The sequence below is a fragment of the Nocardioides ultimimeridianus genome (genome assembly GCF_054777895.1).
Window position 1 is genome coordinate 72,601 of sequence record NZ_BAAHAB010000026.1, and the last position, 19,743, is coordinate 92,343.

Consider the following 19,743-nt stretch of genomic DNA (forward strand, 5'->3'; position numbering starts at 1 on the left):
GGAGGTGACGCTTCGCGGGTGCGGAGGTGACGCTTCGCGGGTGCAGAGGTGACGCTTCGCGGGTGCAGAGGTGACGCTTCGCGCTAGACGAGCTCGCGCTTGAGGATCTTCCCGGTGGCGGTCATCGGGAGGGAGTCGACGATGGCGACCATCCGGGGGTACTTGTACGCCGCCATCTGCTCCTTGCCCCAGGCAACCAGCTCCTCCTCGGTGATCGACTGGCCCTCGTTGAGGATCACGAACGCCTTGACCTCCTCGCCGTGGCTGTCGTGGGGGACGCCGACGACGGCGGCCAGCGACACGGCCGGGTGGGTCATCAGGACCTCCTCGACCTCGCGCGGGTAGACGTTGTAGCCGCCGCGGATGATGAGGTCCTTAGACCGGTCGACGATGTAGTAGAAGCCGTCCTCGTCGCGCCGCGCCAGGTCGCCGGTGCGGAACCAGCCGTCCTTCATGACCTCGGCGGTGGCCTCGGGGCGGTTCAGGTAGCCCTTCATCACCAGGTGCCCGCGCACGGCGAGCTCGCCGACCTGGTCGGCGCCCTCGACGGTGTTCCAGTCGGAGTCGACGAGCTTCACCTCCACACCCCAGATCGGTACGCCGATCGAGCCCGGCCGCGGCTCCTGGTCGGGGTCGGAGAACGTGGCGACCGGCGACGTCTCGGACAGGCCGTACCCCTCCAGGATCTGTACGCCGAGGCGCTCCTGGGTCTTCTTGATGATCTCGACCGGCAGCGCGGCGCCGCCGGAGACCCCGCGCCGCAGGTTCTTCGCGATGCGCTCCACATCGACCCCGTCACCGAGCGCGTTGAGGATGCCCCACCACATCGTCGGGACGCCGGCGAAGAAGGTGATCGTCTCCTTCTCCATCAGCGCGACGACCTGCTCGGCGTCGAAGCGCGGCACCAGGTGCAAGGTGGCGGCCATCGAGAACCCGGCGTTCATCTGCACCGACGCGCCGAAGGTGTGGAACAGCGGGAGCGCCACGATGTGGGCGTCCTGGGCCGGCGCGGAGCCGAACAGCCGGTTGCAGGTCAACGCGTTCAGCACGAGGTTGGAGTGGGTGAGCTCGGCGCCCTTGGGCTGTCCCGTCGTACCGCTGGTGTAGAGGATGACGGCCGTGTCGGTCTCCGTGGTCGCGACCGACTCGAAGGTCGCGGGCTGCCCGCCGAGGGCCTGGGCGAAGGTGGTCGCGCCCTCGATCGAGGACCCGGCGAACGGGTCGGCGGTGATCAGGAAGAACTCGGTGCAGTCCTCGACCTGGTTGAAGCCCGTCCAGCCCTCCTGGCCGATCGGCAGCTCCGGCGAGCCCTCGAAGCAGAAGAACGCCTTGGCACCGGAGTCGGTGAGGTAGTAGGCGACCTCGCGCCCCTTGTTCAGCACGTTCATCGGCACGATGACCGCGCCGGCCTTGAGCGCGCCGTAGTAGACGATCGGGAAGTAGGGCAGGTTCGGGCAGCTCAGCGCCACCTTGTCGCCCGGCTGGATGCCGCGGGAGACCAGCAGGTTCGCGACCTGGTTGGCGGCCGCGTCGACCTGGGCGTAGGTGAGCCGGAAGTCGCCGAGGACCAGGGCTTCACGGGCGGGGTAACGGCGGGCGCTGTCCTCGAGGAAGACCGACAGGTTGTACATGGCCGCAAACCTAGCGCCGCGCCCGGACGGTCGCACCGTGCGCCAGACCAAATCCGGCGAGCGCAGCGTTGTGTCCGGCCACAAGCGGGACCGTCAGTGCGGGAGCGGTGTGCCGCCCTCCAGGTGCACGCCGTACGTCGCTGCGTGCGTGCTGATCTGGGCGGTGATCAGGTCGGTCAGGACCTCACGCACCTCGGTGTCGGAGAGATGCTGGGGCTGGTGCTGGGCCCAGTCGGCGACGACCGCCCGCACCTGCCCGATGACGCCGGCGAAGAGCAGCCGGAGCCGGGCGAGCTGGTGGTCGTCCAGCGCGACGCCGAACCCGAGCGCGATGCCCTCGTTGAGCCGGGCCAGCCACTCGGCATACTCGGCGATCGCGAGGGACAGCTCGCTGGGTCCGCCGTCGCCGACCTCGCGCTCGACCAGCACGTGCAGCGCGGGGTTGTCGCGCACCCAGACGACGGTCTCGCCGACGAGCGCCGACACCAGGTCGGCCAGGGTGGCCGCGCCGTCGACGGGCCCGAGGATCCGCGCGAAGGCGGTCTCCAGCACGTCGGCCTGGACCGCGCGGAGCAGGCCGTCGCGTCCGCCGAAGTGGCGCTGTACGACGGTCCGCACCAGGCCGGCCCGCTCGGCGACGTCCTGCAGCGTCAGCTCCGCGCCCGGGGGCGCCTCCGCGACCACCGCGACCGCGGCGTCGAGGATGTGCCGGCGCCGCTCGCCGCGGTGCTGCTCCCAGCGCGCGTGCCGACCGTCTCGCCCCTCCACGCCGGGAATCCTGCCTCAGGGATCCGTCAGCCGCGCATCGCCGGCGGCACCACACGGAGCGTGTTGCGCCAGGACCGCTTGCCGCCCAGCCGCGCGAGCGCCTTCCCGGACTTCGCCGCGGTCCGCGCCGTGACGAACCACGGCGGCTTCGGTGCCAGGCTCGCCTCGCCGGCGAGGAAGGAGCGCGGGAACTCACGGAACGGTCCGGTGGCCACGGTCCGCTCGGTGTCGGCGAGCAGGTGGGTGTTGTGCACGACGCCGATGCCCGAGCCGACCGCGTCGAGGGTGTGTCCCGGGTACGCGCCCCAGGCCGCACCGCCGAGCAGGAAGACGATGCCGCTCCACACGTTGATGCCGAGGGCGCCGTACCTCAGGGAGGCCACGACCTCGTCGAACCGCTCGCCCATCGCGCGCCGGTCGCGCGGGTGCACGATGATCGAGGCGCCCAGCGTCCCGTCGAGGGTGTCGTTGGCGAAGGCGGCGGCGTTCGCGAAGAACTCCGCGCCGGCGCCCGGAAGCTCGGTGATCCCGAGTACGGCGGCGAAGTACTCGCCGTCGTACAGCTCGGTGGGTGCGCCGTCGGTCATCGGGACCAGCAGCGCGCTGCCGACCCGCTCCGCGGCGGGGTAGGTCTGCTGCGCGTGGTCGATCCGGTCGGCTCCGCCCGGGTACCACGGCGGACGCGCCTGGATGCTCGTGAGCACGGCACGGATCTCGGCGAGGAAGGCGTCCTTCTGTGCCCAGTCCCGGCTGATCAGCAGGGCCTGGCCGCCGATGCAGTTGTGGCCGGCGTTGTGCAGACGCTGGGTGACGACGTGCTCGGCCTGGAAGCGCAGGTCCCGCTTCGACCAGCGGCCGGGGACCACGATGATCGGCGAGACGCCGCCGAGCTCGGAGGTCATTTCCTTGCCGAGCTTGGGCGTGCCGGCCCGCTTGTTCGCCTCGCCCTCGGCGCCGGGGCCCCACACGATCGCGTCGTGGGTGCGCGCCGATCCGGTGATGTGGACGTGGACGATGTTCGGGTGGTCGGCGAGGTAGCCGCCGATCTCCGCGCCACCGTTGACGATGCGGACCAGGTCGCGCTCGACGAGCGGCGCGAGGGCGCGGTCGTAGGACGGCTTGAGGTGAGCGAAGGTCGGGTTCAGCTTGAGGATGCTCGCACGGTTGTAGGCCACCAGCTCGTAGACCACGTCGAGCGGGCCGATCGAGGAGATGTTGCCCGCGCCGAGCACCAGGCCGACGCCGCCGGCCTGGTCCACCCTGCCGGCGTCCAGGCCGGCGTCGCGGCGGGCAGCCGCCTCGGTGATCCCGAGCTTCAGCCAGACGTCGGCGGTGTAGCCGCTGAACAGCACGAGGTCCTTGGCATCACCGGGGAGCACGCGCACGGCGACCCGTCCGCCCGGCGCGGTCCCGAGCTTGACGCCCTCGAGCGCCGAGGCACCGCTGTCGAGCCTCTCCAGGGTCGCGGCGTACTCGGCGAGCATCGAGGCGGACGCGGCCGGACCGGACATCCACTCCTCGCCCTCGTAGGAGCCGGAGGGCACCCGCTTCGCGGCGGTGGCCGTGCCGGTCCACACCCCCGCCTCCGCGGCGATGGCGCGCTGGGTCTCGCGCAGCACCGCAGCGCGCCGGCGGGGAGTCAGGGTCGCCCACCGCGTCGCCCCCTCGGCGAGCGCGGTGATCGCGGCGTCGAGATCGGCGGTGGTCGGGGTCGCGATGTCGCTGGTCGTGCTCATCAGTGTCCTCCGTGATCGGCGTTCTGCAGGACGCCGCCGTCCTCGCCCGCGGTCGCGAAGGCGAGCAGGTCGTCGTGGTGGTCGTGCTCGTACGGCGCCGGCGCGGCTCCCTCGGCGCGGGCGGCCAACTGGCGCTCGAGGATCGCGCGCGGCTTGTCGGGGTAGCCGAACGCGGCGCGGGCCTCGTCCTCGTCGTACACGTGCGGGTTCTCGGGGGTGATGCCGAGGAAGTACGGCGTCACGATCGGGTAGGTGCGCGGCGTCAGCACCTTGAGCAGCGGCAGCATGATCCGGTTCGACTTCGAGATCGCGAGCAGGACCGGCTTGAGCGCGGCGATGGTCGCCATGTCGACGGCGGCGCTCTGCGGTACGCCGCCCATCTCCCGCATCCACTTGGGCATCGTGGCCACGACGGCGCGCGAGGTCAGCGCGTTGAGCGCCTTGCGGATCGGCGCCGGGACCTCGTCCGGCAGCGAGGAGAGCTGCATGTTGACCAGGAAGTCGAACATGTCGAGCATCCCGTCGGAGGCGATCATGTTCGTGCGGAAGGCGTCGAAGTACGCCGCCACGTCCTCGCGGGTGCGCGGCATCGTGTCGGTGTCGATCGTCTGGAACCTCGCCGCCGTCACGCACTCCTCCCAGTACGTCGCCTCGTCCTCCGCGCTGAGCCGGCCCGGGCCGAACATCTCGTAGGTGATGAGGATCGAGTGCCACGCCGTGAGGTGGATCCACAGCTGCGAGTCGGGGTTGTTCGCGGCGAACTCGCGGCCGGTCACCGGGTCGACGCCGGTGGCGCGCTGGTGGATCTTCATCAGGATGTCGGAGGACTTGAGGACCGACTCGGCGTCGCCGAACAGGATCGTGGCGAAGTACTGCATGGTCCGGTCGAAGCGCAGCGGGGTGCGCTGCTTGACCTGGCCCGACTGGATGACCGCGGCGGCGAGATCGGGGTCGAGGTGCTCGATCGTCACAGCGCGCGAGAAGCCGAGCAGCATCGAGGTCGGGTAGGACCACACCCGGCGCGCGACCGAGTCCGGGGCGAAGAACCCATGGTCGCGCATCGGCGCGACCGCGTCGCGCTGCTCGACCGACCCTCCGGCGTACGGCTGGTGGGACTGGGCCATGGGACTACCTCCTGAAGTTATCGGTGCGTTACGCACCGATAACAAAGGTAACCGCTTCACGGTGTAGCGGTAAAGGTCCGTCCGTGTGATCAGCCGCGCATGGCGGCAGGCACCACCTTGAGGGTGTTCAGCCAGGTCCGGTCCCCACCGAGGACGGCGAGCGCGCGACCCACCTGCGGCGCCGTACGGGCCGTCACGAACCACGGGGGGCGCGGGGCGAGGCTCATCTCGCCGCCCGCGACCGAGCGCGGGAACGGGCGGAACGGCCCGCGGACCACGGTCTTCTCGGTGTCCGCGAGCAGCAGCGCGTTGTGCACGATGCCGATGCCCGACCCGACCGCGTCGAGGGTGTTCCCGGGGTAGGCGCCCCAGATCGCGGTCGGCAGCAGGAAGGCCAGCGCGCTCCAGCAGTTGACGCCGACGGCGCCGTAGCGCATCTGCGCGAGCAGCTCCTCGAAGCGCGGACCCATCGCCTTGATGTCCTTGGGCGCGATGATCATCGAGGCGCCGAGGGTGCCGTCGAGCCGGTCGTTGGCGAACGCCACCGCGTTGGCGAGGAACTCCTCGCCGAGACCGGGCAGCTCGGTGATGCCGAGCACGCCGGCGAAGTACTCGCCGTCGTACAGCTCGGACGGGGAGTCGTCCTTCATCGGCACCAGGAGGGCGCTGCCGACCTGCTCGGCGGCCGGGTAGGTCTGCTGCGCGTGGGCGATGCGGTCGGTGGCGCCCGGGTACCACGGCGGGCGGGGCGCGATCTCGGTCAGGACACCACGGATCTCGGCGAGGAAGGCGTCCTTCTGCGGCCAGTCCCGGCCGATCAGCAGCGCCTGACCGCCGATGCAGTTGTGCCCGCCGTTGTGCAGCCGCTGGGTGACGACGTGCTCGGCCTGGAAGCGCAGGTCCTTCTTCGACCACTCGCCCGGCACGACGATGATCGGCGAGACCCCGCCGAGCTCGGAGCTGATCTCCTTGTGCAGCTTCGGGGTCCCGGCGGCCCGGTTGGCCGCGGCCTCCTCGCCGACGCCCCAGACGATGGCGTCGTGGGTGCGGCCGGACCCGGTGATGTGCACGTGGGAGATGCCCGGGTGGTCGGTCAGGTAGCCGCCGACCTCGGCGGCACCGTTGACGATCCGCACCAGGTCCGCCTCGATCAGCGGCGCCAGTGCCCGCTCGTACGCCGGCAGCAGGTCCGCGAAGGTCGGGTTGAGCTTGAGGATGCTGGCGCGGTTGTAGGCCACCAGCTCGTACGCGACGTCGAGCGGGCCGATCGCGGAGATGTTGCCGGCGCCGAGGACCAGGCCCACCCCGCCGTTCTCGCCGAGGTTGCGGGCGCCGAGGCCGGCCCGGTCGCGGGCCTGCTGCTCGGTGGTGCCGGGCCGGAGCCACAGGTCGCCGGTGAAGCCGCTGAAGAGGACCTTGTCCTTCGCGTCGCCCGGGAGCGCGCGGACCGCGATCCGGCCGCCGGGGGCGGGCACGATCTTCACGCCGTCGAGCGGTGATCCGCCGGCCGCCAGCTTGTCGAAGGCGGCGGCGTACGCCGCGAAGACCGGCGCGGTCGAGCTCGGACCGGCCGACCACTCCTCGCCCTCGTAGGCGCCGGGCGCGTTCTTGGCCGCCATGCCGGCGGCGGTCCACTCGGCGGCCGCGGCGGCGACCGAGCGCTGCGTGGCGCGCATCAGCTCGGCGCGCTGCGCGTGCGACATCGCCGCCCACGCCTGGGCTCCCCGGGCGAGCTCGGTGATGGCGGTGTCGAGCGGCCGGGTGAGGTCAGGGGTGAGCTGCGTCGTGGTCATCGGGGTGCTCCTCGGTGGGTCGGTGATGCCTGTGCCCAGCGTGCCGCGTCGACCGACGTCCTGCATAGGTGTCCGGATCAGATCGCGCGGCCCGCGTTGTGGGGACGCACAACGACGGGCGCGCAGTCCTCAGAAGGTGGTGCCGGTGAGCCGCTCGAAGGCCTCGAGGTAGCGGCTGCGGGTGCGCTCGACGACCTCGGCGGGCAGCGGCGGCGGGGCCTCGCCCGACGTCTTGTCCCAACCGCTCTCCGCGGACAGCGCCCAGTTGCGCACGATCTGCTTGTCGTACGACGGCTGCGCGCGACCGGGCCGGTAGTCGTCGGCCGGCCAGTAGCGGCTCGAGTCGGGGGTCAGGACCTCGTCGGCGAGGATGATCGGGCCGGCGGCACCGGCACGCCCGAACTCGAACTTGGTGTCGGCCAGGATGATCCCCCGCTCCCGGGCGATCTCCTCGGCGCGGCCGTAGACGGCCAGCGTCAGGTCGCGCAGGGCGGCGGCGTCCTCGGCGCCGATGGTGGCGGCGACGGCGTCGTACGAGACGTTCTCGTCGTGGTCGCCGAGGTCGGCCTTGGTGGCCGGGGTGAAGATCGGCTCGGGGAGGCGGCTGCCGTCGACGAGGCCGGCCGGCAGCGCGATCCCGCACACCTCGCCGGTGCTGTCGTAGTCGATCAGCCCCGACCCGGTGAGGTAGCCGCGCGCCACGCACTCCACCGGGAACATGTCGAGCCGCTCGCAGATCACCGCGCGGCCCGCGACCTCGGCCGGGACGTCGGTGGACACCACGTGGTTGGGCACCAGGTCCGCGAGCTGCTCGAACCACCACAGCGACATCCGGGTGAGGATCTCGCCCTTGTCCGGGATGGTCGTCCCGAGCACGTAGTCGAAGATCGACAGCCGGTCGCTGGCCACCATGAGCAGCTTGCCGACGTGCTCCCCCTCGGTGATCTCGTAGAGATCACGCACCTTCCCGGAGTGCAGGTGCCGGGCGCCGGGCAGGACGGGTGCGGGCGGGATGTTCGCGAGCGTCACTCCCCCAGCCTAGTGATCACGACGGGGTCGGCTCCGGTGACCGCAGCGCCTGGGACGGGAAGTCCGGCAGGCTCGGGTCCGGTACGCCGGGCGCCGTCATCTCGCTCGGCTTCCGGGCCCCCAGCGCGGCGATGATCTGCTCGGCCTCCGCCTTGTCGTCGGCGTAGCCCATCACGGCGAACGGGTAGTCGGCGTACTTCGCGATGAACAGGTGCGAGGGGTGGATCAGGCCGACCTCGTCCATCACGAGAGGGCCGGCGGTCTCGCCGCCGATCGAGAAGGTCCCGGTGCCGAAGCGCTGCACCAAGGCGGACAGGTGGCTCTCGCCGGGGGTCGCCGACCCACCGTCGGACCCGAGGGCGTAGACCCACACCCGCGGAGCGGCGGCACTGGCGTCGAGGCCGAGCATGCCCAGGTCGCAGCGGTACGCCGCCGGCCGGTCCGCCGTGGGCACGCCGCCGCTCGGGCCGCCGGGCGCCGGCGTACCGAACGGCATCGGGGGGTCGTCGCTCTCGGCGGCCAGCGCGTCGACGCACCGGTCCAGGTGGCCGGCGAGCCGCGGGAACACCCAGGGGAGCGCCGCGCGGCCGGTGGGCGCCGGGCAGGTCGCGCCGGTCGAGCCGTCCCAGCAGACCGCGCCGCCGCCGGCGGCCGGGTCGGATCCGCGGGTCGGGGACCCGCCGCGGCTGACGAGCGCGATCCCGCCGACCACCGCGGCGACGGCGGCCGCGGCGGCGAGAGGGGCGATCCAGCGCGCGTGGGCACGCCGGGACTCGGTCTGTGGCTGGGCCATGATCTCCTCCAGGAGCTCGGCCCGCCCCTCGGCGAGGGGTAGCCGGGCCGCCCGGTCGTCGTCGTAACTCATGACGGTCCCTCCTCGCCGATGGTGCGGGGGTTTCTGGAGTAGTCATGTCCGGCCGTGCCGGGATCGTTGCCGAGCAGGTCGCGCAATCGCGCCTTCGCCCGCGAGAGCCGCGGCCGGACGATCGCGGCGGAGATCCCGAGCACGTCGGCGATCTCGCGCGGCTCCAGCCCCTCCCACAGGTGCAGCTGGAGGACCTCCTCGTCGCGGCCGCTGAGCCGCGACATCGCCACCTCCACGTCGGTACGACGGGCGACCGACTCGGCCACGTCGGGGCTGAGACCGGCGAGCTGGTCGCGCAGCCGCCGTCCCAGCGCCGCGCGGCGGCCGTCCCCGCGGCGGTGGTTGGCCAGGACGCGGCGGGCGACGCCGTACAGCCACGGCCGGGTGCCGTCGGCGGGCACGTGGCCGAGCCGGCGCCACGCCACCAGGAACGTCTCCGCGACGACGTCGGCGGCGTCCTCCGGCCGTTCGGTACGACGCAGCGCGAACCCGAGCACGGCGTCGAAGTGATCGGCGTACAGCTGCCGGAAGCGCGCGTCCGGCCCGGCGTCGACGGCCTCGTCGATGCCCCTGCCGACGTCCTGGTCGATGTCCCGGCCCACCCTCATGCCCCGGTCATGTCCGGCATGGATCGGATCGTTGCACAGCGATCCCTGGCGCTTCTTTCATAAGTAAGTACACTGCCCTACATGACTTTGCGGGATCCTCGGCCTGACTTCCTGCTCATCGGCGCCCCGAAGGCCGGCACCAGCGCCCTCCACCTCGCCCTCGCGGCCCATCCCGACGTCTTCGTCACGACGCCGAAGGAGCCGAAGTACTGGATCTGCGACGGCGCCCCGCCGCCGCACTGGGGCGGGCCCGGCGACCGCCACTCGCAGCGCGAGTGGGTCTGGCACCCGGAGGCGTACGCCGACCTGTTCCGCCCCGCCCCGCCGGACAGCGTGCGCGGCGAGTCGACCCCGTTCTACCTGTGGCACCGCGGCGCGCAGCGCCGGATCGCCGACGCGCTCCCCGACGTCAAGATGATCGCGGTCATCCGCGACCCGATCGACCGCGCCTACAGCAACTGGATGCACCTGTGGTCCGACGGCCTCGAGACCGAGCCCGACTTCGAGACCGCGTTCGCCCTGCAGGACGAGCGGATCGCCCGTGGCTACGCGCCGTTCTGGCGCTACCGCGACCTCGGCCTGTACGGCGAGCAGCTCCGCGACCTGGTCAAGCTGGTCGACCCGACGCGACTGCTGGTGGTGCGCTACCGCGACATCGTCGACCACCCCGTCGAGACCGTCGACCGGGCCGCCCGGTTCCTCGGCATCCGCGAGGGACAGGTCGACGCGATCCCGCGCGACAACTCCCGGCCCTTCGTCGCCCCGGGATGGCGGCCGCGGGTGTACGGGCCGGCGGTCCGAGCGGGCGCGTGGGCGGGACAGTTCGCGTCGCCCGAGGTCTGGCGCAGGCTCAGCGAGCCGGTCGTGGCCCGGCTGCAGACCGGCGAGGCCACCCGGCCCTGCCTCACGGCGGCTCAGCGCGAGCGCCTCATCCCCGCGTTCGCCGACGACGTCGCGCTGCTCTCCGACCTCACCGGCGAGGACTTCTCCGACTGGCTCTCGACCCACGACCGCGGGTCGTTCGCCGAACGGGCGGCCCGGCTCAGCGCGCCCCGGTGACGAGGGTGACCAGGTCGTGCGCCCCGTCGGCGCGAGCGGCCTCCACGTAGTAGCGGATCCGCCCGTCCGGCAGCGGTACGGCGCTCGCGTAGCGCCACGCGCCGTCGCTGTACGGCGAGGCGATCGGCGGGCCGGCGACGGCGACGTACCTCTCGCCGTCCCAGGTGGCGACGCCCGTGGTCTCGAACCAGTTGGCGGCCGCGTCCGGACGGCCGTCGTACAGGACGGTGCGGGGGCGTCCCTCGACGTCGGGGAGCACCGTGGTCACCCGGGCGCCACGCGCGTCCCACTCGCCGGCACGGCCGGCGAGGACCTCGCCGTGGTCGCTCCACGACAGCCCGTCGGCGCTGCGCAGCAGCCGGGTGGTCATCCGGTCCTCGTGACCCGGCTCGGTGAGCGGGTGGCAGCAGATCAGCATCTCCCAGCCGTCGGGCCCGGAGGTGACGACGGGGTCCTTGACGGCCACCGTGTCGTCGCCGGGCAGGACGACGCGACGCTCGCCGCCGGGGAGGAGATCGGGGCTGGCGGCCGTGAGGCTGTCGACCCACCAGTGCTTCGAGCCCGGGGTGGCGCAGGACAGGTAGAGCCGCCACCCGACACCGGGGACCGGCACCAGCACGGGCCGCTCGAACGACTCGCAGCCGAACGCCTCCCGGTGGATCTCGGCGACCGGGGTGAACCGCTCGCCGTCCTCGGACCGCGCCACGACGACGGTCACCCCGCGGCCCTCGGCGAGCGGTCGGCGGACCCGGTAGGTCAGCCAGAACACGCCGTCGGCGAGGACCGCGCTGGCCGCACCCGCCCAGTTCCCGGCCCCGGCACCGGGCGCGGGGACGACGACCCGCGCGTCGTCGTACGTCGGAACGGGCAGCGCTTCGATGGTCATGAGCCGAGCATACTCGACTGTGTTACTAGACATTGGTCGCGCTAATGCCGGGGTGGCTGCTCGGTGCCCCGAGCACGAATGGCATGGTGTGGCCATGTCGGAGAGTGCAGAAGACGTCTGGGCCCGCATCGTGGGGGCCGCACGCAAGGCCGTGGCCGGTGAATGCCCCGAGTGCGCGAACGTGGTCCCGGAGCGGATCATCTGGCAGGACGAGTACTGGATCCTGTCCCGCACCGACGGCCCCACGGACATGGCCGCCGCCCTGCTGCTGCAGACCCGCGAGCACACCCGCGTCGGCCAGCTCGACGACGACCTCGCCTCGCAGTTCGGCCGGATCTCGAACCGGCTGGTGCGGATCATCGAGAACCTGCCGCAGGCGTCGTACGTCGACGTGAGCCGGTACGGCGCCCACCGCGGCCACTTCCACGTGTGGTTCTTCGCGCCGCACGCCGAGGGCGACACCGGCACCGTCGACCTGCACACCGTCGCCACGAAGCTGGCGAACTGGGGCGGGGACGCACTCGCATGAGCACCAACGTCGTCAAGATCAACGCCATCCACGTCCCCGAGGGCGCCGGGCCCGAGCTGGAGAAGCGGTTCGCCGCGCGGGCCGGCGCCGTCGAGGGCTCGCCGGGCTTCCTGGGCTTCCAGCTGCTGCGGCCCACCGCCGGCGACGACCGCTACTTCGTGGTGACCCAGTGGGACTCCGAGGAGTCCTTCGCCGCGTGGCGCGACGGCCAGGGCCGCGCCGCCGACGCCGCGAAGCCGGGCGAGGCGCCGCAGCGACCGGTCTCCTCCGGCGCGGACCTGCTCGAGTTCGAGGTCGTGCTGGACGTCAAGCCGGCCTGAGGTCGCGACAGCCGGCCGGGGCTCAGTGCCGCTTGATCGCGTCGAGGCTCCTCAGCCCGCGGACCCGGCAGCCGGGGCCGACCACCACGACGACCTGCCTGCCGCGCTTGTCGACGCGGAGGTAGAGACGCTCGCCCTTCACCTTCTTGCCGAGCACCCCGCTCTGCAGCCGCTGCAGCGCGTCGCGGACCTGGCCGTGCCGGCTGAGGAAGTGACGGCAGGACTGTCCGTCGCGTCCGTTGCCGGGAGTGGCCGTGCCGGTAGCGCTCGGGGTGCTCGTCGCGGTGCTCGCCGGAGAGGTCGTCGCGGAGGCCGCGGCCACGGGGGTGCTGTCGCCGTCGCCGTTGGTGCTGGCCAGCAGCCAGCCCCCGCCGATGATGGCGACGGCGGCGGCGATGCCGATCGCGAGCAGCACGCGCGTGCGGGCCGCGGTGGGGGTGGGGCCGGGTGTGGACACGATGTCCTCCAGGAGGTCGGCGTGCTCCGGGTGTAGGCCGAGGGTGTCGATCAGGTCCCGCGGGTACGGGTCGAGGCCCGCCAGCGGGTCACGAGGATCGATCATCGGCGCTCACCGTTCACGAGCGGGTACAGGTCACCCTGCACATGTCCGGGTACCACCGCGGCGTCACCGGTCCAGTGCCGCTGGAACCGCTCCCGGGCCCGCGCCAGCCGCATCCGCGCGGTGCCCGGCGCGATCCCGATGACCTCGGCCGCCTCGGTCGGCGTCAGCCCGTCCCAGCCCACCAGCATCAGCAGCTCGCGGTCGTCGGGCCCCAGCCGCAGGAGGGTACGCCGCACCCGGTCCCACTCGGCGATGCCGATCGCCGGGTCGGGCACGAGGTCACGCGCCAGCACACCGCGCAGCCGCGCGGCGAGCCGATCACGGCGTCGCCCGGACCGGTGCAGATTGCTGAGCACGTGCCGGGCGATGCCGAACAGCCACGGCCGCGCATCGCCGGGCGGCGCCTCGTCGTACCGCCGCCAGGCGACGAGGAACACCTCGCTGACGACGTCCGCCGCATCCGCCGGCTGGTCGACCCGGCGCAGCGCGTAGCCGAGCACGGCGGCGAAGCTGCCGTCGTAGAGCGCACGGAACCGCCGCTCGGCATCGGCGGAGTCGGTCATGTCCTTCCATGTCCGGCTCCGGCCCATGCGTCACATCATGCGTCAGAGGATCGAGCCCGGCACGTACGCCGCCGCAGCGGGGTTCGCCTCGACGAGCGCGGCCACCCGGCGGCAGACCTCCTGGGTCTGCGCGACGGCCGCACCCGTGAAGGTGATCGGCTCGGCGACAAGCGTGGCGAGCTGCTCGGGCGTCAGGCCCAGTCGCTGGTCGGCGGCGAGCTTGGCGAAGACGTCGTTCTCGGCCTGTCCCTTGCGCATCGCGAGCGCGGTGCCGACGGCGGCCTCCTTGATCGCCTCGTGCGCCTCCTCGCGCCCCACCCCGTTGCGCACGGCCGCCATCAGCACCTTGGTGGTGGCGAGGAACGGCAGGTAGCGGTCGAGCTCGCGCTGGATGACCGCCGGGAAGGCGCCGAACTCGTCGAGCACGGTGAGGAAGGTCTGGAACAGGCCGTCGACGGCGAAGAACGCGTCCGGCAGCGCCACGCGGCGTACGACGGAGCAGGAGACGTCGCCCTCGTTCCACTGGTCGCCGGCGAGCTCGCCCACCATCGAGAGGTAGCCGCGGGTGATGACGGCCAGGCCGTTGACCCGCTCGCAGGAGCGGGTGTTCATCTTGTGCGGCATCGCGGAGGAGCCGACCTGGCCCTCCTTGAACCCCTCGGTGACGATCTCGTTGCCGGCCATCAGCCGGATCGTGGTCGCCAGGTTGGAGGGCGCCGCGGTGAGCTGGACGAGGGACGACAGCACGTCGAAGTCGAGGCTGCGCGGGTAGACCTGGCCGACGCTGGTCAGCACCCGGTCGAAGCCGAGGTGCGCGGCCACGGCCTGCTCCAGCGTGGCGAGCTTGGAGGCGTCGCCGTCGAGCAGGTCGAGCATGTCCTGGGCGGTGCCCATCGGGCCCTTGATGCCGCGCAGCGGGTAGCGGCGCAGCAGGTCGTCGATGCGCTCGATGGCGATGAGCAGCTCGTCGGCGACGGTCGCGAACCGCTTGCCGAGCGTGGTGGCCTGCGCGGCGACGTTGTGGCTGCGGCCGGCCATCACCGTGGTCTCGTGCTCGCCGGCCAGGCGCGCGAGCCGCGCGGCGGCGGCGATGGCGCGCTCGCGCATCAGCTCCAGGGACTGCTTGACCTGGAGCTGCTCGACGTTCTCGGTGAGGTCGCGGCTGGTCATGCCCTTGTGGATGTGCTCGTGACCGGCGAGCGCGGAGAACTCCTCGATCCGCGCCTTCACGTCGTGGCGGGTGATCCGCTCGCGGGCCGCGATGGAGCCGAGGTCGACGTCCTCGACGACCTTCTCGTACGCCTCGACGACCCCGTCGGGCACGTCGATCCCCAGGTCCCGCTGGGTCTTGAGCACCGCGATCCAGAGCTGCCGCTCGAGCACGATCTTGTGCTCGGGACTCCAGATCTGGGCCAGGTCGGCGGCGGCGTAGCGGGTGGCCAAGACATTGGGAACGGTCACGATGTCCCATCCTCCCACGTCGTAGGTTGAGGCCTGAATCCGAAGATCCACCGAGCATCCACCGGGAGGCGGCGTGACGATCCCTCGCTCGGGCGAGCTGGTCGGGCGCTACCGCATCGACCGCGTCGTCGGCGAGGGCGGCATGGGCGTCGTGTACGCCGCCACCGACACCCGGCTGGGCCGGACGGTCGCCCTCAAGGTGATCACCGGCGCGCACGCGCGCGACCCGGAGTTCCGGCGCCGCTTCCAGATCGAGGCGTCGGTGCTGGCGCAGATCGACTCCCCGCACGTGATCGCGATCAGCGACCACGACGAGATCGACGGCCTGCCCTTCATCGTCACCCAGTACGTCGACGGCACCGACCTCGGCCGGATCCTGCGCGAGTCGGGCCCGTTGCCCCCGCGGGTGGCGCTGCGGATCGCCGCGCAGGTCGCGCGCGGGCTGGCGGCGGCCCACCGACGCGGGGTGATCCACCGTGACATCAAGCCCACCAACGTGCTGGTCCGGGACCTCGCGACGCCGGACATGCACGCCTACCTGATCGACTTCGGGATCGCCCACGACACCGCCTCCGAGGCGGTCACCCGGCTCGGCGGCATCACCGGGACGTGGGCCTACCTGGCACCCGAGCGCACCCGCAGCGGCCCCCAGACACCGGCGTCGGACCTCTACTCGCTGGGCTGCGTGCTGTGGCAGATGCTGACCGGATCGCCGCCGTACGCCGGCAACGAGATCGAGGTCGCGCTCGCGCACGGCGAGGCGCCGGTGCCGCAGCTGCCCGCCACGGTGCCCGGCGCTGCCGACCTCAACCCGCTGCTGGCGCGCCTGCTCGCCAAGGACCCGGCCGACCGCCCCGCGGACGCCACGTCAGCCCGGCTCGAGCTCGATCGGCTGGCCGTCGCGGTGCCGGACGACACGAGGGTCCGGGCCGACCCGCCCACGACGCACCGGCCGACGGCGACCGTGCCGGAGACGCGGCGGCTGGGTCGCGTGCGGCGGCGTACCGTCCTCGCGGCGGGAGCCGTCCTCGTCCTGGCCGCCGGAGGACTGTGGGGAACCCGGTCCCTGGGCGGAGGTACGCCGGGCCCACGCGCCGCCGTCAAGGGCGATCTGGACGCCGACGGCCTGGGCGACGCGCTCGTACTGCAGCGGCGCGCGGACGTCGCGAAGCCGTACGCGACGCTGCTGTTCCGCTCGACCGGCACCGCCTTCGCCGAGCCGGCCGTGTCGCCGTTCGGCATCGGGACGCCCGCGGTCGGCGACCCCGACGGGGACGGCCGCGACGAGGTGGTCTGGGTGGCGGGCGGCGACAGCTCGCTGACCGTGCGGGTCGACGGCTGGCAGCCCTGGACCTGGACACCGGCGAGCCCCGCGGAGGCCGAGCTGTTCGCCGACGGCGTGCCGGCGGTGCGGTTCGCCGACGTCACCGGCGACGGACGCGACGACCTCGTGCTGCGCCAGGTGACCGCGGACCACCGGCTGGTCGTCGAGGTGGCGGCCGCGCGGTCGAACGGGTTCGCCGACCCCCAGCAGTGGTACGCCGGCCCCGTGGACCCCGACGGTCCGGTCGGCGCCGACGCCGTGTCGCTGTGGCCCGGCGACACCAACGGCGACGGCCGCACCGACCTGCTCGCGTCCTGGCCCACCGCGGACGGAGGGCTCATGGTGCAGTCGCTCGTCTCCACCGGCACCGCGCTGACGCCCGGCCGTGGCGCACCGGTCACGGTGCCCCACGCCACCACCCTCGCGGGCAGCGTCGGCGACATCGACGGCGACGGCCACGCCGAGCTGGTGCTCGCCTCGGCGCGACGCGGCGGGGTGTGGGTGGTCCGCCCGGGCGGTCCCGGCCAGGCGGTGTGGACGGCGTCGGCGTCCCGCTCGCTCCCGGCGTACGGCCGGCCGACGCTGTCGGACGTGGACGGCGACGGGTCCGCCGACCTGGTGTGGGTCAACGCGGCCAGCCCGCGGCACCCCCTGCAGGTGCGGCTGTGGGTGATGCGCAGCCACGACGGCACCTTCGACGACCCGGCGCTGTGGGGCACCTGGGGCTGCGGCGACGAGTGCCACGACCGGTTCCGGTTCGTCGGGAACTGACCGGTCAGTCGTCGGCGGCGATCTCGACCTTCGCCCGGCGCAGCGGCAGCACGGCCGTCAGCCCGCGGAACACCGCGCCGAGGCCGGGGACCTTCGCGAAGACCCCCTGCGGGCCGCGGACCATGCGGCCCGTACCGACGTCGTACGCCGCTCCGTGCCACGGGCAGACCAGGCACCCGTCACGGTTGATCGCGCCCTTGTCCAGCGGGCCGCCGAGGTGCCGGCAGACCCGGTCGACCGCGAAGTGCTCCTTGCCGGTGTTGCCCACCGCCCACCGCCCGACGCGTGTGACCGTTCGGGGCGCCAGCGCCTGGGGGATCCGTACCACTGCCATCGACGTGCTCCTTCTCTCGACGAGCCCTGACGCGCGGTGACGACGTCGGTCGACCCTACTGCCAGCTGAGCTGCCACCACGCGACGTCGATCCACCGGTCGAGCTTGCGGCCGACCTCGCGCATCACCCCGAGCCGCTCGTAGCCGCAGGCGCGGTGCAGTCCCTCGCTGGCGTCGTTCGGCAGGGCGATGCCGGCGAGCACCGTGTGCACACCGGCCTCCCGCACGCGGGCGAGCAGCTCGTCGTACAGCCGGCGCCCGAGACCCCTGCCGGCCGCTTCGTGACCGAGGTAGACGGTGGTCTCGCGGGTGTGCGTGTACGCGCCGCGCTCGCGGTACGGCCCGGAGTAGGCGAAGCCCACGACGGTGCCGTCCACCTCGGCCACCAGGAAGTGGTCGCCGGGATGGTCCGAGGCGAGCTTGGCCTCCCACCGGCCGCGGGGTGGCGGCTCGGTGTCGAAGGTGGCGTAGCCGCCGGCCACCTCGCGGGCGTAGATCGCCGCCACCGCGTCGAGGTCGGCGTCGGTGGCCGCGCGGATCAGCTCAGCCACCGGACACCACCGGTCGGACGAGCACCAGCTCGCCGTGGTCGGTCGTTCCGCGGATGTCGGTGAAGCCGAGCTTGGCGGCGACCCGGAGGCTGGAGCGGTTGTCCGGCGCGATGCTGGCCCGGACGCGGACGCCCAGGCCGTCGGTCAGTGCCAGCAGCGCACCCAGCGCCTCGGGCACGATGCCGCGACCCCGGCCCGTCGGCACCAGGCCGTAGCCGACCTCGACCTCCGACTGCCCGTCGGGCGCGGGCTGCGGTGGGCCGAAGAAGCCGATCGAGCCGACCACCCAGTCGCGCACCACGATCGAGCGCGGGCCCCACGGGTCGCCCTCGTGCCACAGGCCGGCGGCGCCGCGGTCGTCCTCGCGCGGGAAGTCGGGGTGCCACTGCGGCATCCGCTCCCCCGCACGGATCGCGGTGACCGTCGCGAGGTCCCAGAGCGGGAGCTCGGTGCCGGGGGTGCTGATCGTGTCGGGCAGGGTCATCAGGACTCCTTGACCGCCGCGCCCTCCATGACGCCGAGCGGCTCGGCGGCGATGTCCTCACGGCGCTGGAGGCCGTCGAAGGAGATCAGGTCCGCGGCCGCGTAGGCGCGGGTGCGGGCGTCCTCGACGTCGTAGCCCAGCGCGCGGACGGCCAGCACCCGGCCGCCGGCGGTGACCAGGTGGCGGTGCCCGGGGTCGTTCTCCTCGGGGGCGGCGACGATGGCGGTGCCGGCGTGGATCACGTCGACGTCGTTAACGCCGCCGGCGTTCCCGACGCCGCGGATCACGTCGCCCTTCGACGACGACTCCGGATAGCCCGCCGAGGCGAGCACCACCGTCACCGAGGCGCCGTCGCGGAAGCGCGGGGCCGTGATGGTGTGCAGGCGCCCCTCGGCGGCCGCGTGCAGCAGTCCGCCGAGGCCGGACTCGAGCATCGCGAGCACGGGCTGGATGTCCGGGTCGCCGAAGCGGCAGTTGAACTCGATGACCCGCGGGCCGTCGTCGGTCAGCGCGAGGCCGACGTACAGGCAGCCGATGAAGGGGGCGCCGCGGCGGGCCATCTCGTCCAGCGTGGGCTGGACGACCTGGGCCATCACGACCTCGGCGAGGTCGGCGGGCGCCCACGGCAGCGGGCTGTAGGAGCCCATGCCGCCGGTGTTCGGACCGCGGCCGCCGTCGAAGATCCGCTTGAAGTCCTGGGCCGGCTGGAGGGGGTACGCCGTACCGCCGTCACAGACCGCGAAGAGCGACACCTCGGGGCCGTCGAGGAACTCCTCGATGACGACGCGTCCGCAGGCCGCGGCGTGGGCCAGCGCCTCGTCGCGGTCGTTGGTGACGATCACGCCCTTGCCCGCGGCCAGGGCGTCGTCCTTGACCACGTAGGGCGCTCCGAAGGCGTCCAGCGCGGCGGCGTACTCCTCCGGCGTGGAGCAGGTCCGCGACCCGGCCGTCGGTACGCCGGCGGCGGCCATGACCTCCTTGGAGAACGCCTTGGACCCCTCCAGCTGCGCCGCGTCCCGGCCGGGACCGAACACGGCGATGCCGGCCTCGCGGACGGCGTCGGCGACGCCGGCGACCAGCGGCGCCTCCGGGCCGATCACCACCAGGTCGGCGCGCACCTCGCGGGCGAGCGCGGCGACGGCGGCGCCGTCCATCGGGTCGACCTCGTGCAGCTGCGCGATCGCGCCGATGCCCGGGTTGCCCGGGGCAGCGTGCACCTCGCTGACCTCCGGGTCGCGGGAGAGAGCCAGGGCGAGCGCGTGCTCGCGGCCGCCGGTGCCGATGACGAGGGTCCTCACGGACGCCGAGCCTAGTGCGGGACGGGCGCGGCGAGGGTCACGGGAGGG

20 protein-coding genes are annotated in these 19,743 nt (G+C 73.0%); 4 read left to right on the forward strand and 16 right to left on the reverse strand.

Annotation, left to right across the window (positions count from 1 at the left end):
* Nucleotides 1-83: 83 nt before the first annotated feature.
* The 8 genes from ACYU8V_RS22015 to ACYU8V_RS22050 form a co-directional block, all read right to left on the reverse strand.
* On the reverse strand, nt 84-1,631 hold the full coding sequence (locus ACYU8V_RS22015; RefSeq protein ID WP_460850380.1) for a long-chain-fatty-acid--CoA ligase: 1,548 nt from the start codon (nt 1,629-1,631) through the stop codon (nt 84-86).
* Nucleotides 1,632-1,724: 93 nt separating this feature from the next.
* Nucleotides 1,725-2,399, reverse strand: a complete 675-nt coding sequence (locus ACYU8V_RS22020) for a TetR/AcrR family transcriptional regulator (protein ID WP_460850381.1) — start codon at nt 2,397-2,399, stop codon at nt 1,725-1,727.
* Nucleotides 2,400-2,425: 26 nt separating this feature from the next.
* The gene (locus tag ACYU8V_RS22025) at nt 2,426-4,135 is read right to left on the reverse strand and encodes an aldehyde dehydrogenase family protein (RefSeq protein WP_460850382.1); all 1,710 of its coding nucleotides are present in this window, start codon (nt 4,133-4,135) and stop codon (nt 2,426-2,428) included.
* Complete coding sequence (locus ACYU8V_RS22030; protein ID WP_460850383.1) at nt 4,135-5,259, reverse strand: oxygenase MpaB family protein; 1,125 nt, start codon at nt 5,257-5,259, stop codon at nt 4,135-4,137. The genes ACYU8V_RS22025 and ACYU8V_RS22030 overlap by 1 nt, the downstream gene beginning before the upstream one ends.
* 89 nt (nt 5,260-5,348) lie before the next feature.
* Complete coding sequence (locus tag ACYU8V_RS22035) at nt 5,349-7,052, reverse strand: aldehyde dehydrogenase family protein (RefSeq protein ID WP_460850384.1); 1,704 nt, start codon at nt 7,050-7,052, stop codon at nt 5,349-5,351.
* 129 nt (nt 7,053-7,181) lie between these two features.
* Nucleotides 7,182-8,081: a phosphoribosylaminoimidazolesuccinocarboxamide synthase gene (locus ACYU8V_RS22040; protein ID WP_460850385.1), complete on the reverse strand. Its 900-nt coding sequence runs from the start codon at nt 8,079-8,081 to the stop codon at nt 7,182-7,184.
* Between the two features lie 16 nt (nt 8,082-8,097).
* Nucleotides 8,098-8,946: a hypothetical protein gene (locus tag ACYU8V_RS22045; protein WP_460850386.1), complete on the reverse strand. Its 849-nt coding sequence runs from the start codon at nt 8,944-8,946 to the stop codon at nt 8,098-8,100.
* Nucleotides 8,943-9,554, reverse strand: a complete 612-nt coding sequence (locus tag ACYU8V_RS22050; RefSeq protein ID WP_460850387.1) for an RNA polymerase sigma factor — start codon at nt 9,552-9,554, stop codon at nt 8,943-8,945. The genes ACYU8V_RS22045 and ACYU8V_RS22050 overlap by 4 nt, the downstream gene beginning before the upstream one ends.
* Before the next feature lie 81 nt (nt 9,555-9,635).
* Here ACYU8V_RS22050 and ACYU8V_RS22055 point away from each other — a divergent pair, with 81 nt between their 5' ends.
* Complete coding sequence (locus ACYU8V_RS22055; RefSeq protein WP_460850388.1) at nt 9,636-10,613, forward strand: sulfotransferase family protein; 978 nt, start codon at nt 9,636-9,638, stop codon at nt 10,611-10,613.
* On the opposite strand, the gene ACYU8V_RS22060 is transcribed toward ACYU8V_RS22055, so the two are convergent.
* The gene (locus ACYU8V_RS22060) at nt 10,597-11,499 is read right to left on the reverse strand and encodes a hypothetical protein (RefSeq protein WP_460850389.1); all 903 of its coding nucleotides are present in this window, start codon (nt 11,497-11,499) and stop codon (nt 10,597-10,599) included. The two genes, ACYU8V_RS22055 and ACYU8V_RS22060, sit on opposite strands and share 17 nt — an antisense overlap.
* A gap of 94 nt (nt 11,500-11,593) precedes the next feature.
* Here ACYU8V_RS22060 and ACYU8V_RS22065 point away from each other — a divergent pair, with 94 nt between their 5' ends.
* Together ACYU8V_RS22065 and ACYU8V_RS22070 are read left to right on the forward strand one after the other, a co-directional pair.
* Nucleotides 11,594-12,028: a hypothetical protein gene (locus ACYU8V_RS22065; protein WP_460850390.1), complete on the forward strand. Its 435-nt coding sequence runs from the start codon at nt 11,594-11,596 to the stop codon at nt 12,026-12,028.
* The gene (locus ACYU8V_RS22070; RefSeq protein WP_460850391.1) at nt 12,025-12,348 is read left to right on the forward strand and encodes an antibiotic biosynthesis monooxygenase family protein; all 324 of its coding nucleotides are present in this window, start codon (nt 12,025-12,027) and stop codon (nt 12,346-12,348) included. The genes ACYU8V_RS22065 and ACYU8V_RS22070 overlap by 4 nt, the downstream gene beginning before the upstream one ends.
* 22 nt (nt 12,349-12,370) lie before the next feature.
* Here ACYU8V_RS22070 and ACYU8V_RS22075 read toward each other — a convergent pair whose 3' ends face one another.
* From ACYU8V_RS22075 to purB, 3 genes are read right to left on the reverse strand one after another with little or no spacing between them, the layout of a single operon-like run.
* A complete protein-coding gene (locus tag ACYU8V_RS22075; RefSeq protein WP_460850392.1) occupies nt 12,371-12,910 on the reverse strand; it encodes a hypothetical protein in 540 nt (179 codons plus the stop codon).
* On the reverse strand, nt 12,907-13,473 hold the full coding sequence (locus tag ACYU8V_RS22080; protein ID WP_460850393.1) for an RNA polymerase sigma factor: 567 nt from the start codon (nt 13,471-13,473) through the stop codon (nt 12,907-12,909). The genes ACYU8V_RS22075 and ACYU8V_RS22080 overlap by 4 nt, the downstream gene beginning before the upstream one ends.
* A gap of 42 nt (nt 13,474-13,515) precedes the next feature.
* Nucleotides 13,516-14,934 carry an adenylosuccinate lyase gene (gene purB / locus ACYU8V_RS22085; protein WP_460850394.1) on the reverse strand — a complete coding sequence of 473 codons (1,419 nt, stop codon included), beginning with the start codon at nt 14,932-14,934 and terminating at the stop codon, nt 13,516-13,518.
* 73 nt (nt 14,935-15,007) lie between these two features.
* On the opposite strand from purB, the gene ACYU8V_RS22090 reads away from it, so the two are divergent.
* Nucleotides 15,008-17,029 (forward strand): protein kinase domain-containing protein, encoded by a 2,022-nt coding sequence (locus ACYU8V_RS22090; RefSeq protein ID WP_460850395.1) that lies wholly within the window; start codon nt 15,008-15,010, stop codon nt 17,027-17,029.
* A 4-nt stretch (nt 17,030-17,033) separates the two neighbouring features.
* Here ACYU8V_RS22090 and ACYU8V_RS22095 read toward each other — a convergent pair whose 3' ends face one another.
* Genes ACYU8V_RS22095 through purD form a run of 4 tightly spaced genes read right to left on the reverse strand, consistent with a single transcriptional unit; the run spans nt 17,034 to nt 19,695 of the window.
* Entirely contained in the window at nt 17,034-17,363 is a 330-nt protein-coding gene (locus tag ACYU8V_RS22095) for a Rieske (2Fe-2S) protein (RefSeq protein WP_460850396.1), read from the reverse strand.
* A gap of 55 nt (nt 17,364-17,418) precedes the next feature.
* Nucleotides 17,419-17,913: a GNAT family N-acetyltransferase gene (locus ACYU8V_RS22100; protein ID WP_460850397.1), complete on the reverse strand. Its 495-nt coding sequence runs from the start codon at nt 17,911-17,913 to the stop codon at nt 17,419-17,421.
* A complete protein-coding gene (locus ACYU8V_RS22105) occupies nt 17,906-18,397 on the reverse strand; it encodes a GNAT family N-acetyltransferase (RefSeq protein WP_460850398.1) in 492 nt (163 codons plus the stop codon). Before ACYU8V_RS22105 ends, ACYU8V_RS22100 begins: the two co-directional genes overlap by 8 nt.
* Nucleotides 18,397-19,695, reverse strand: a complete 1,299-nt coding sequence (gene purD / locus ACYU8V_RS22110; protein WP_460850399.1) for a phosphoribosylamine--glycine ligase — start codon at nt 19,693-19,695, stop codon at nt 18,397-18,399. The genes ACYU8V_RS22105 and purD overlap by 1 nt, the downstream gene beginning before the upstream one ends.
* Between the last annotated feature and the right edge of the window lie 48 nt (nt 19,696-19,743).